Genomic DNA, 12,010 nt, shown 5'->3' on the forward strand with positions numbered 1-12,010 from the left:
CTCTCTCATGAGCACGCTCTACACCGCCATCGCCACCGCCGCCGGCCGCGAGGGACGGGCGGTGTCCTCGGACGGCACGCTCGATGTGAAGCTCGCCCCGCCGAAGGAGCTCGGCGGATCGGGCGAGGGCACGAACCCCGAGCAGCTGTTCGCGGCGGGTTACGCGGCGTGCTTCGCCAGCGCGCTCCAGCTGGTCGCCAAGAAGGCGGGGGCGGACGTCTCCGACGCCTCGGTGACCGCCGAGGTCGGTCTGCGGGCGCAGGGGGCGGGGTTCGGGCTCACCGTGACGCTGCGGGTCGAGCTCCCCGACGAGCTGCAGGGCGAGGCGGGCGCCTCCCTGGTCGAGACCGCCCACCAGGTCTGCCCGTACTCCAACGCCACGCGGGGCAACATCCCCGTCGAGCTGGTCGTGGAGTGAACTGAGGAGCCGCGGAAGAGGGCGGCGGGGTCAGGGGAGGGGACGGCGACCGGCGAAGCCGAGATCGTCGCGGTGGTACCAGACCAGGTCGCGGTCTCCTTCGAGCCAGCACAGCTGCACCGACACCCCGCCGAGCGTCGCGGGGAAGTCCACCAGCAGCGGTGCGACCCCCTTGACCTCCACGCCGTTCGAGGCGAACCAGCCGAGGATCTCCTCCAGGCGCGCCTCCAGCGCCTTGACCTCCGGCAGCCCGCCGAGCTCCGACTCGCCGTGGTCGCGCAGCTCGCGGACGAGTTCGGCGAGGTCACCGCGCATGCGCACGAAATCGTCGGCCCGCTCCAGCACGCCCGGCATCATCGCCCGGGCCTCGTCGACCGTGAAGACCCTGCCCACCCCTGAACCGTAGCGCCTTCCCGGCCGGATCGCCGAGTACGGCCGCGCGCCGCAGCCCGCGGAAAAGGGAGTCTCCGGGAGATCCTGCGACCTCTCGGGCGTTACCAGGCGCGCAGACCTGGTAGGACTGAGGCAGCCCGCCGTGCCACCCGCGGGCGGAGGAGTCTTTGGTATGCCCTTTTTCAGCATCTCGTCTGACCTGCGCGGCGCGGCGCTCGTCGTCCACGCCGGCGGAGAGCTCGACTACGGTCATGCTCCCGTCTTCCGCAACGAGATGACCAGGGTCTGGAGGGCGGGAGGGCCGCAGACGGTCGTCATCGACCTCACCGCGCTCACCTTCTGCGACTCCGCCGGGGTCGCCGAGCTGATCTGGAGCCTCCAGCAGAGCCGCGCCCTGGGCTCACGACTGGTCCTGGTCGGAGTGCACGGCACTCTGGAGCGGATCCTGGCCATCACCGGGCTCCGGCCCGTCTTCGAGATCTCCCCGACCGTCGAGGACGCCCTCCGGGAGGTGTGAGCCCACCGGAGGGCCACCGGGGCCGGACCCGGGGTTCAGCTCTTGCGCTGAACCTTCTCGGCCCCCAGCACGCGCGGCGCGTCGATGATCACGTCGGAGAAGATGTCGACGATCAGGGCGATCACGCCTCCGACCACGATGACGCCCGCTCCGGCCCACACCAGCGGCCAGTTGGGGCCCAGGCACAGCGCCACGCCGCCGAGAGTGAATCCCACCAGGATGACGATCACCGCCAGCCAGGACTTGGGGCTCCCTGCGTGACTTCCAGCCATGACGTCTCCCTGTTCCTCTCAATATCGGTCATTCGGTCGCGTTGCTCGCGGCGGCGATCACGCGGGTCGGCGCCTGGCGAGGATCCTGCGACTCGGCGAGTTCCACGTCCAGACGTTCCACGATCGTAGGCGGTGCGCGATCCGCCTCGCCGCGCAGGTCCCGTCCTTTCGGGGTGCGGGTCGCGATCAGGATGCGCCCGTCCCGGACGCCACGCCGTCGCCGCACACCGCCCATCGCCCCCACCCGCTCCGACAGTGGGGAGAGCGTACCCGGATCGGGCCTGGGCAATCAGCCGATCCCCGGTGCCGGAGTGTGGCCCTCCAGCCTCTGGCGCCGCCCATGACACGGGTTACTATTCAGCCCACGAACGGTCCGAGCCCCGCATACCGGTCAGCAAGGAGCCGATGCTCCGCAGCGGGCTCATCGAGGAGCGGATCGACGAGGGGCAGACCCGGCATCCGGCCGACGTCGCGTCTCCGTCCGAAATCCGATTTCGGGCGTGAGAGGATGATGATCCGGTTGGCCGGAGTTGGACGACCCGTCCGGATCAGGAGGTCCGCATGTCCGATGTCACGCCCGAGCCCGAAAGCCTTGAGGACGCCGAGGTCGCGCCGGAGTCCGCGAGTTCCGAGGACGAGCTGAAGCGCAAGTTCCGCGAGGCCCTGGAGCGCAAGAAGCTCGCCCAGACGGACACGAACGCCGGCGGCCGAGGGAAGGGCTCCTCCAAGATCCACGGTGCGCACGGCCCCGTCGGCGGCAAGCGCTCCTTCCGGCGCAAGAGCGGCGGCTGAGCCGGCCGTTCCGAGACCCCGGGAGTCCCGGGAGCCATGGGACTTGGGAGAGGCGGGCGATCTGCCATAGGCTCTCCCGCGTGCGTGATCTCGGTGAGGACCCGCGGCCCGCTCGCGGCGCCGTACGGGAGGTCCATCGTGTGGACCGGGCGGCGACCCTGAACTACTCCCCCGATCTGGACGGGCTCGCCGACCCCGGCGAGATCGTGTGGGCGTGGGTCCCCTACGAGGAGGATGCGGCACGGGGCAAGGACCGGCCCCTGCTGGTCGTGGGCCGCCACCGGCGCAGGCTGCTGGCGATGATGCTCTCCAGCCGCGGCGGCGACCGTCCCGACGAGTGGCTCGCGCTCGGCCCCGGCCGCTGGGACCGGGACAACCGCCCCTCCTACCTCCGTCTCGACCGGATCTTCGAGCTCGACGAGGACGACATCCGCCGCGAGGGGGCCGTCCTCGACCGCGACCGTTTCCTGCGCGTCGCCGCCGTGCTGCGGGCCACCCACGGCTGGGCCGCCGACGGCTGAGCCCCGTGGCCCGGCGCCGGCCCGGCACCGGCCCGGTGACGGCAGAGTCCCACGGCGCGGTGCCGGAAGTGGCCCGCCGGCGGGAGTGACGGCCACGGCGAAAGATCCGGCAATCTTGACGGTATGACCGACACCGCCGCACGGCTGCTGAAACTGCTGTCGCTGCTGCAGACCCGCCGCGACCACTCCGGCGCCGAACTCGCCGACCGGCTGGGCGTCACCGCGCGCACGGTCCGCAGGGATGTGGAACGGCTGCGCGAGCTGGGTTATCCGGTGCACGCGACCCAGGGCGCCGCCGGTTACCGCCTGGGAGCGGGCGCCTCGCTCCCGCCGCTGCTGCTCGACGACGACGAGGCGGTCGCCGTGGCGGTCGGGCTGCGCACGGCGGCGGGCGGCTCGGTCGCCGGGATCGAGGAGACCTCGCTGCGGGCGCTGGGCAAGCTCGAACAGGTGCTGCCCTCCCGGCTGCGCCACCGGGTGAACACGCTGCACACGGCGACCGTCAGGGTCGGCGGCGGCGGGCCCGCGGTCAGCCCGGACACACTGATGGCGATCGCCCACGCCTGCCGCCGCCGGGAACGGCTGCGCTTCGACTACGCCGGCCCCCGCGGCGGCGAGAGCATCCGGTCGGTCGAGCCGCACAGCCTGGTCAGCTTCGGCCGGCACTGGTATCTCGTCGCCTGGGACACCGACCGCGACGACTGGCGCACCTTCCGGGTGGACCGGCTGACCCCCCGCACGCCCACCGGCCCCCGCTTCGCCCCCAGGCAGCCGCCCGACGGCGACGTCGCGGCCTATCTGTCGCGGCGGCTGTCGTCGCAGACCTGGCCGGTCCAGGCGACCGTCATCCTGCACGAGCCCGCCGAGAGCGTGGCCGACAGGATCTGGCCGGGCATGGGCGTGGTCGAGGCCGTCGACGAGCACAGTTGCCTGCTGCACGTCGGCGCCGACACCCCGTCGGCGCTGGTGTGGATGATCACCTCGGTGGACGCCGACTTCACCCTCGCCGAGGGCCCGCCGGAACTCGCCGAGGCCCTGCGCGCCCAGGCCGCCCGCTGCCTGCACGCCGTACGGGCGACATGACCGCCCCGGCGCCGCCCCGGTGCCACGACCCGTCCCGGCCCCCGCGGCCGGTCAGGGGTCCCAGCGTGCGGTGCCGTCGCCGACGATCCGGAAGGCGGCGGCGGAGCCCGCGGCGGCCGACTCCATCGCGCTCTGTTCCATGCTGACGATGTCCCCCGCCGCGTAGATGCCGGGCACGCTGGTGCGGTAGTCCTCGTCGACCTTGAGATAGCAGTTCTCCTGCACGGCCAGGTCCAGGTTCTCCATCAGCCGGGCGACCAGGGGGACCGGCCGCTGGTCGAGCTGCCACAGCAGGGTCTGCCGGGCGATGACCGCGCCGTCCTCCAGCTCGACCGCGTACAGCTCCCCGCCGGTGTGGTGCAGCCTGCGGATCCTGCCCTCGATCGCCTCCACCCCGTGGTCCCCCTCCGGCATCCTCCCATTGGCGAAGACGACCACGTTGTCGCTCCAGGCGGCGAACCCGGCGTCCGCCGTACCGGCGAACTCCGGATCGGAGGTGACCACGCCCCAGGACCGGTCGCGGTTCTCCCAGCCCGAGCAGAGCGGGCAGTGGATCACGGTCCTGCCCCAGCACTCGGCGAACCCCTCGACCTCGGGATGGATGTCGACCATGCCGGTGGCCAGCAGCACCCGGTGCGCCCACACCGGGTCGCCGTCCTCGACCGTCAGGTCGAACCCGTCCCGCACGCCGGGCACCACGTCGGCGACGACGGCCTCGCGCAACTCGGCCATGCCGTAGGCGGCCAGATCCTTCCACGCCCGGAGGCGGTACTCGTCATGGCTCAGGCCGTCCAGCCCGACGATGCCGTGCATTCCCCGGGAGGCCGCGTTGCGCGGGGGCTCCGGCGCCTCCAGGACCACCACCCGGCGCAGGGACCGGCTGAGCGTCAGGGCCGCCGTCAGCCCCGCGGGACCGCCGCCGATGATCGCGACGTCATAGTGCTGCATGAGCTTCTCCCTGCCCATCCGCAGGCCGCCGTCACTTCCGCGGGAGCCGTACCGCCTGGATGAGGCGGTACGGCGGGGCACCCGGAAAACTTTTGAGTAGGGCTCACGTTTCTCTTGACCGGCGAGTTGACGAGACGGAACATAAATCATCAAATCCCCCGGCGCACCAGAGGTGCATGATGATCAAGTTCGCCGGATCCTTCACCGCCGCGTTATCCCTGATCGGGGTCCTGGCCCTGGCGGGCCTCGCCACTCCCGCCACCGCCGCCCCGGCCCCTCCCGAGTCGGAGGTCAACACCACCGGCGAGCCGCCGGGAAGCGCGGATCCCGCCCGCGGCTTCGTCGACGGGCACACGCACCTGATGTCGTACGAGGCGTTCGGCGGAATGCTCCTGTGCGGCAAGCCGTTCGACCCCGACGGCATCGACCACGCCCTCGTCGACTGCCCCGACCACTTCCCGAACGGCGAGGCGGCCTGGTTCGAGAACTTCACCCGGACGGGCTCCCCCACCGGCACCCACGACCCGGTCGGCTGGCCGACCTTCCGCAGCTGGCCGGCCTCCGACTCGCTCACCCACCAGCAGACCTACCACCGCTGGGTGGAGCGGGCCTGGCGGGGCGGGCTGCGCGTCCTGGTCAACCATCTGGTCGCCAACCGGCAGCTGTGCGAGATCTACCCGCTCAAGCGCAACGCCTGCGGCGAGACGGCCTCGCTGCGCCTGCAGGCGCAGCGCACCTTCGAGATGCAGGACTTCGTCGACGCCCGGTCCGGCGGCCCCGGCAAGGGCTGGTTCCGGGTGGTGCGCTCCCCGGCCGAGGCCCGGCAGGTGATCGCGGCGGGCAAGCTCGCGGTGATCCTCGGCGTGGAGACCTCCGAGCCGTTCGGCTGCCGCCAGACCCTGGGGGTCCCGCACTGCACGCGGGCGCAGATCGACCGCGGCCTGGACGAGATGCACGCGCTGGGCGTGCGCACCATGTTCGTCTGCCACAAGTACGACAACGCGCTGTGCGGCGTGCGCTTCGACTCCGGCACCCAGGGCGTCATCGTCAACCTGGGCAACTTCCTGTCCACCGGCAGGTTCTGGAGCGCCCGGACCTGCACCGGGCCCGAGCACGACAACACGATCGACCCGGCGGGCGTGCTCCCGCCCCAGATCGCCAGGCTCTTCCCCCGCGGGATCGGGCTGCCGGTCTACCCGGCCGCCCCGCACTGCAACACCCGCGGGCTGACGAGCCTGGGCTCCTACATGATCGAGGGCATGATGCGGCGTGGAATGCTCGTCGACATCGACCACATGAGCGTCAAGGCCGCCGACCAGGCCCTGGACCTGCTGGAGTCGCGGAGCTATCCCGGCGTGGTCTCCTCCCACAGCTGGCTCGACCCGTCCTACCTGGGCCGGATCTACCGCCTGGGCGGGATGGTCACCGCCCGCAGCCACCACGCCGAGCCGTACGCCGCGGCCTGGCGCGAGAGCCTGCCGCTGCGACGGGAGACCGGGCGCCCCGGGTACGGCTTCGGCATGGACGCCAACGGCCTGGGCGCGCTGCCCCCGGTACGCCCGGGCAACGCCGCCAACCCGGTGACCTACCCGTTCACCTCCTTCGACGGGGCCGTCACACTGGAGCGCCAGCGCACCGGCGAGCGGGTCTGGGACGTCAACGTCGACGGGGTCGCCCACTACGGCCTGATCCCCGACTGGGTCGAGGACATCCGGCTCGTCGCGGGCGAGGAGATCGTCCAGGACCTGGCCGCGGGCGCCGAGGCCTACCTGCGCACCTGGGAGGCCGCGGAGTCCCGCATCCCATGACCGACCGGCCCGGCCGGAGCTACCGGTTCCCCGACCGGTGCGCAACCGGCCGGGCCTCTCGTTTCAACACATGTCCTGACCTGCGATATCAAGCGGGCATAGGGTTACGATGACGGGAGGAGGAAGCCGGGACGCGCACCGAAGTCCCCATATCCTTCCCGCATGACGACACTCGAAAAACGGGTCACCCTCGTGGAGTCCCGGCTCACCACTCTGGAGCAGACCGTGGCCACCAAGGTCTACGTGATCGAGGCGGGGGACACCCTGACCAGGATCATCACCGAGTCCGAAGAGCGCCTCACCCGGAGAATCGACCGGGTGGACGCGAAGGTCGACGCTCTGGGAGCCAAGGTGGACGCCAAGTTCGACGCGGTGGACGCCAAGTTCGACGCGGTGGACGCCAGGTTCAACGCGGTGGACGCCAAGTTCGACGCGGTGGACGCCAGGTTCAACGCGGTGGACACCAGGTTCGACGCGGTGGACGCCAAGTTCGACGCGGTGGACACCAGGTTCGACGCCCTCGAAAGCAAGGTGGACGCGAACCAGCGGGTCGCCGACACCCGGCACACCTCCACCATGTCGATACTGCAGGAGATCCTGGAAAGACTCCCTTCCAGGTAATCAACGCCACGCCTGGACCCCCTGAGCCACTCGTCGTCATATTCGAGCCGGCCCCCTTCATCAGCCCGGCAATCCAGGCACATCCCCGGCGAACGGCCGCCCCTCCACGGTCGTGTCGCACCCGGTTCCTCAGCCGGGGAAGGAAAACAGTGGCGCCGTCCCGGCAGGGTCGGCTACCGTCGCCATCATGAGACGCGCTGATGTGACGACGACGCCGGAGATCGTCCCGGCGCGCTGACATCTGTCGTGAAACGAAGCCCCGGGCGAGCGCCCGGGGCTTCGTCGTTCGGTCGCTCGCCTTTTCCCAAGCGAGGAGACCACCATGCACGACCACCGCGATCGCCCCGGCCACCAGCCTGACCAGCCCGGCGAACACCCCCGCGACCACCGCCGGCTGGGCCGTGAGCTCGACCTGTTCGACACCGACCCGCTCATCGGCAAGGGCCTGCCGTTCTGGCTGCCGGCGGGCGCGGCCGTGCGGCACTCCGTGGAGGACTACGTCCGCCGGGTCGAGCGGCGCGCCGGATACCGGCACGTCCACTCCCCCATCATGGGCAAACGCGAGTTGTACGAGATATCCGGGCACTGGGCGCACTACCGCCAGGACATGTTCCCGCCGATGGTCGTCGGCGGGGAGGAGTTCGTGCTGCGCCCGAGCCTGTGCCCACACCACGCGCTGATCTTCCGTTCCCGGCCGCGCAGCCACCGGGACCTGCCGCTGCGCCTGGCCGAGCTGGGCGGCATGCACCGCGCCGAGCTGTCGGGGGTGCTCGGCGGGCTGTCCCGCGTGCGGGCCATCCAGCTCAACGACGGCCACGTGTTCTGCGCCGAGGAGGACGCGGGCCGGGAGGTGGCCGAGGCGCTGGCGTTGATCGGGCGGGCGCACCGGGCGCTGGGCATCACCGCCTCCGGATACCGGCTCTCGCTGCGGGGCGGCGGGGACAAGTACATCGACGACCCGGCCATGTGGGGACGGGCCGAGGCGATCCTGCGCAAGGCGCTGGAGGAGTGCGGCCTGCCGTACGAGGAGGCCGAGGGGGAGGGCGCCTTCTACGGACCGAAGATCGACATACAGTTCACCGACCCGTCCGGGCGCGAGTCCACCCTGTCGACCGTGCAGGTGGACCTGTTCCAGCCGGGCCGCTTCGGCCTGGAGTACATCGGCCCCGACCAGCGCATGCACCGGCCGGTGATGGTGCACCGCAGCGTGGTCGGCAGCATGGAGCGGCTGGCGGCCCATCTGATCGAGGTGTACGGCGGGGCGTTCCCCGCCTGGCTGGCCCCGGTCCAGGTGGTGGCGCTGCCGATCTCCGAGGCCGAGGTCCCGGCGGCCGGGGAGTTCCTGCGCTCGTGCGAGGAGGCCGGGCTGCGGGCCGAGCTGTCCGGCCCGGAGCGCGGCACCCTCGGGGCCCGGATCCGCGATCACAGGCTGGTGCCGTACCAGGCGGTGATCGGGTCGCGGGAGGCGGCGGCCGGGCTGGTCGCGCTGCGCCTGCGCGACGGGTCACGGCGCGAGCCGCTCCCGGTCGCCGAGGCGGTCGCACTGGCCGGGCGGGAGGCCGCCCTACCCCTGTGACACGGCACCGCCGTACCCCTGTGACATGACACCGCCGTTTCCGCGGACGCCGCATCTCCGCATCATCGTGCGTCACACCTCTTGTTTTTCCAACACACTCGGGTGTAAACAAAGGTTAAACCAAACGGAAACGGCGGTGAATCAACACCATGTACGCCGAGGAGCGGCAGCAGGAGATCCTGCGACGTGCACGGGAGGCCGGGCGCGTCGACGTGGTGACGCTGGCGGAGGAGTTCGCCGTCACCACGGAGACCGTCCGCCGCGACCTGACCGCGCTCGAGCGCGCGGGCGTGCTGCGCCGCGTGCACGGCGGCGCCATCCCGGTGGAGCGGCTGGGCTTCGAGCCGGCCCTGGCCGCCAGAGACGAGGTGATGACCCAGGAGAAGGAGCGCATCGCCAAGGCAGCCCTCGGCGAGCTGCCGGAGGACGGGTCGGTCATCATCGACGCCGGATCGACGACGGCCAGGCTGGTGCAGGCCCTGCCCACCGACCGGGAGCTCACGGTCATCGTCAACTCCCCTCCCCTGGCCACGGTGCTGGCCGCCCGGCCCAACCTGAGCGTCATCATGCTGGGCGGCCGGGTCCGCGGGCGCACGCTGGCCACGGTCGACGACTGGGCGCTGCGCCCGCTGGCCGGCCTCCACGTGGACGTGGCGTTCATGGCGACCAACGGCTGCTCGGTGGCCAAGGGGCTGACGACGCCCGACCCGGCCGAGGCGGCGATGAAACGGGCCATGATCGGCGCGGCCCAGCGCAGCGTGCTGCTGGCCGACCACACCAAGTTCACCAACACCTACCTGGCCCGGTTCGCGACCCTGTCGGAGATCGACATGGTGATCAGCGACACCGGCCTGGACGCGGTGACGGCGGCCGACCTCGCGGCCGCCGGGCCCGAGGTGGTCCGAGCATGATCGTGACGCTCACCCTCAACCCCAGTCTGGACCGCACGATCGAGGTCGGCGCCCTGACCCGCGGCGCGGTCATCCGCGCCGCCGCCACCCATCTCGACCCCGGCGGCAAGGGGGTCAACGTCTCCCGGGCGCTGCTGGCCAACGGGATCCGCTCCTGCGCGGTCGTCCCCTTCGGCGGCGAAGAGGGCGGGCGGCTCATCGGGCTGCTGTCGGCCGAGGGCATCGACATGGTCACCGTCCCCGTGACCGGCCCGACCCGCTCCAACGTCGCGCTCGCCGAGCCCGACGGCACGATCACGAAGATCAACGAGCCCGGCACGGAGCTGTCCGCGGCCGAGCTCGACGCCGTCGCCGAGGCGGTGCTGGGCGCCGCCGGCTCGGCCGACTGGGTGGTGGCCTCCGGCAGCCTGCCCCCGCGGGTCCCCGCCGACCTCTACGCCCGGCTGTGCCGCCGCTTCACCGGCGCCGGGATCCTCGTCGCCATCGACACCAGCGGGCCCGCGCTGACGGCCGCACTGCCCGCGCGGCCGGCCCTGGTCAAGCCGAACCGCGAGGAGCTGACCGAGGCCACCGGCATGAAGATCACCACGCTGGGCGACGCGATCGACGCGGCGGACAGGCTGCGCGCCATGGGCGCGGGCACGGTCCTGGCCAGCCTCGGCGCCGACGGCGCGGTCCTGATCCAGGACGACGGGGTCTGGTACGGCGAGGGCCCCGTCGCCGAACCGCGCAGCACCGTCGGCGCCGGTGACGCCATGCTGGCCGGCTTCCTGGCCGCCGGGGCCCGCGGCGAGGAAGCCCTGGCCGAGGCGCTGGCCTGGGGCACCGCCGCGGTGGGCCTGCCCGGCAGCCGGATGCCCGCCCCGGCCGACATCCGCCGTGACCACATCCGCACCTCTGCGGCCGATCCGGCCCTGCCGCTGCGGTCCGGGGGCTGACAGCGGCGCACCACCACCCCCCTCGACCGGCTCCCACCCGCCGGTCACCCCGGAAGGAGCACTATTAGATGACCACCGACTACACTCCCGCCGTCCAGGGGACAGGGGCGAGAGCCGCCATCCAGCGCTTCGGCGGGCACCTCGCCGGCATGATCATGCCGAACATCGGCGCGTTCATCGCCTGGGGCCTGATCACCGCCCTGTTCATCCCGACGGGATGGCTGCCCAACGAGAGCCTGGCCGCCCTCGTCGAGCCGATGGTCAAGGTCCTGCTGCCCGTCCTGATCGGCTACACCGGCGGGCGGATGGTCCACGGCCAGCGCGGGGCCGTGGTGGGCGCGGTCGCCACCATGGGCGTGGTCGTCGGCGCGGACGTGCCGATGTTCCTCGGCGCGATGATCATCGGTCCGCTCGCCGCCTACGTCCTCAAGCTGGTCGACGGCTTCCTCCAGGACCGCACCAAGGCCGGCTTCGAGATGCTGGTGGACAACTTCACCGCGGGCATCGTCGGCGGCGGCGTGGCGCTGCTGGGCGTGTGGGGCATCGGCCCGATCATCGAGGCGGTGACCAAGGCCGCGGGCGAGGCGGTCGGCTGGCTGGTGGCCCACAGCCTGCTGCCGCTGGCCTCGGTCCTGATCGAGCCGGCCAAGGTCCTGTTCCTCAACAACGCCATCAACCACGGCGTGCTCAGCCCGCTGGGCGTGGCCGAGGCCTCCGAGCAGGGCAAGTCGATCCTGTTCATGCTGGAGACCAACCCCGGCCCCGGTCTCGGCCTGCTGCTGGCGTTCCTGTTCTTCGGGCCCCGGATGCTGCGCCCCAGCACCCCGGCCGCGATGGTCATCCACTTCTTCGGCGGCATCCACGAGATCTACTTCCCCTACGTCCTGATGAAGCCGCGCCTGATCCTGGCCGTCATCGCCGGCGGCGCCGCGGGCGTCTTCACCTTCCTCCTCACCGGCGCCGGCCTGGTGGCCCCGCCCTCCCCCGGCAGCGTCTTCGCCTACCTGGCCGTGACCCCCAAGGGCGGCTGGTTCGCCTCCATCGCCGGAATCCTCGTCGCCACCCTCGTCTCCTTCGCCGTCGCCGCGCTCCTGCTGGGCTTCGGCCGCGGCGAGAAGGAGGAGGCCGAGGACGCGGCGCAGGACGCCGCCGCCGAGGAGACCTCCTCCGGCACCGCATCCGCCGCTCCGTCCATCACGAAGGAGGCCTGAC

Annotated in this window: 15 protein-coding genes; 11 read left to right on the top strand and 4 right to left on the bottom strand. The window is 71.9% G+C overall.

From position 1 onward, the window contains the following. The first annotated feature begins 7 nt into the window (after positions 1-7). Positions 8-418 carry an organic hydroperoxide resistance protein gene (locus Pta02_RS29040; RefSeq protein WP_203878150.1) on the top strand — a complete coding sequence of 137 codons (411 nt, stop codon included), beginning with the start codon at positions 8-10 and terminating at the stop codon, positions 416-418. Between the two features lie 30 nt (positions 419-448). Here Pta02_RS29040 and Pta02_RS29045 read toward each other — a convergent pair whose 3' ends face one another. Continuing rightward, entirely contained in the window at positions 449-811 is a 363-nt protein-coding gene (locus Pta02_RS29045; RefSeq protein WP_239131303.1) for a DUF2203 domain-containing protein, read from the bottom strand. Positions 812-983: 172 nt separating this feature from the next. On the opposite strand from Pta02_RS29045, the gene Pta02_RS29050 reads away from it, so the two are divergent. Next, the gene (locus Pta02_RS29050; protein ID WP_203878152.1) at positions 984-1,328 is read left to right on the top strand and encodes an anti-sigma factor antagonist; all 345 of its coding nucleotides are present in this window, start codon (positions 984-986) and stop codon (positions 1,326-1,328) included. Between the two features lie 35 nt (positions 1,329-1,363). On the opposite strand, the gene Pta02_RS29055 is transcribed toward Pta02_RS29050, so the two are convergent. Continuing rightward, positions 1,364-1,600: an HGxxPAAW family protein gene (locus Pta02_RS29055; protein WP_203878153.1), complete on the bottom strand. Its 237-nt coding sequence runs from the start codon at positions 1,598-1,600 to the stop codon at positions 1,364-1,366. 28 nt (positions 1,601-1,628) lie between these two features. Then, positions 1,629-1,835 (bottom strand): hypothetical protein, encoded by a 207-nt coding sequence (locus tag Pta02_RS29060; protein ID WP_203878154.1) that lies wholly within the window; start codon positions 1,833-1,835, stop codon positions 1,629-1,631. Positions 1,836-2,161: 326 nt separating this feature from the next. Between Pta02_RS29060 and Pta02_RS29065 the strand changes: the two genes are divergently transcribed. The 3 genes from Pta02_RS29065 to Pta02_RS29075 all read left to right on the top strand — a co-directional run bounded on the left by Pta02_RS29065 (position 2,162) and on the right by Pta02_RS29075 (position 3,996). Beyond that, the gene (locus Pta02_RS29065; protein WP_203878155.1) at positions 2,162-2,392 is read left to right on the top strand and encodes a DUF5302 domain-containing protein; all 231 of its coding nucleotides are present in this window, start codon (positions 2,162-2,164) and stop codon (positions 2,390-2,392) included. Between the two features lie 80 nt (positions 2,393-2,472). Next, positions 2,473-2,913 carry a type II toxin-antitoxin system PemK/MazF family toxin gene (locus Pta02_RS29070; RefSeq protein ID WP_203878156.1) on the top strand — a complete coding sequence of 147 codons (441 nt, stop codon included), beginning with the start codon at positions 2,473-2,475 and terminating at the stop codon, positions 2,911-2,913. A 123-nt stretch (positions 2,914-3,036) separates the two neighbouring features. Next, entirely contained in the window at positions 3,037-3,996 is a 960-nt protein-coding gene (locus Pta02_RS29075) for a helix-turn-helix transcriptional regulator (RefSeq protein WP_203878157.1), read from the top strand. Positions 3,997-4,047: 51 nt separating this feature from the next. Here Pta02_RS29075 and Pta02_RS29080 read toward each other — a convergent pair whose 3' ends face one another. Then, the gene (locus tag Pta02_RS29080) at positions 4,048-4,944 is read right to left on the bottom strand and encodes an NAD(P)/FAD-dependent oxidoreductase (RefSeq protein WP_203878158.1); all 897 of its coding nucleotides are present in this window, start codon (positions 4,942-4,944) and stop codon (positions 4,048-4,050) included. 176 nt (positions 4,945-5,120) lie between these two features. Here Pta02_RS29080 and Pta02_RS29085 point away from each other — a divergent pair, with 176 nt between their 5' ends. From Pta02_RS29085 to mtlA, 6 genes are all read left to right on the top strand, one after another. Further along, entirely contained in the window at positions 5,121-6,752 is a 1,632-nt protein-coding gene (locus tag Pta02_RS29085) for an amidohydrolase family protein (protein WP_239131304.1), read from the top strand. A gap of 162 nt (positions 6,753-6,914) precedes the next feature. After that, a complete protein-coding gene (locus tag Pta02_RS29090) occupies positions 6,915-7,373 on the top strand; it encodes a hypothetical protein (protein ID WP_203878159.1) in 459 nt (152 codons plus the stop codon). A 322-nt stretch (positions 7,374-7,695) separates the two neighbouring features. After that, the gene (thrS, locus tag Pta02_RS29095; protein WP_203878160.1) at positions 7,696-8,949 is read left to right on the top strand and encodes a threonine--tRNA ligase; all 1,254 of its coding nucleotides are present in this window, start codon (positions 7,696-7,698) and stop codon (positions 8,947-8,949) included. A 149-nt stretch (positions 8,950-9,098) separates the two neighbouring features. Beyond that, entirely contained in the window at positions 9,099-9,860 is a 762-nt protein-coding gene (locus tag Pta02_RS29100; protein ID WP_203878161.1) for a DeoR/GlpR family DNA-binding transcription regulator, read from the top strand. Beyond that, positions 9,857-10,798 carry a 1-phosphofructokinase gene (gene pfkB / locus Pta02_RS29105; RefSeq protein WP_203878162.1) on the top strand — a complete coding sequence of 314 codons (942 nt, stop codon included), beginning with the start codon at positions 9,857-9,859 and terminating at the stop codon, positions 10,796-10,798. The genes Pta02_RS29100 and pfkB overlap by 4 nt, the downstream gene beginning before the upstream one ends. A gap of 68 nt (positions 10,799-10,866) precedes the next feature. Further along, positions 10,867-12,009: a mannitol-specific PTS transporter subunit IIC gene (mtlA, locus tag Pta02_RS29110; RefSeq protein WP_203878163.1), complete on the top strand. Its 1,143-nt coding sequence runs from the start codon at positions 10,867-10,869 to the stop codon at positions 12,007-12,009. The last annotated feature ends 1 nt before the right edge of the window (position 12,010 follow it).

Origin of the sequence: Paraplanobispora takensis, assembly GCF_016863195.1 — a bacterium.
GTDB lineage: Bacteria > Actinomycetota > Actinomycetes > Streptosporangiales > Streptosporangiaceae > Planobispora > Planobispora takensis.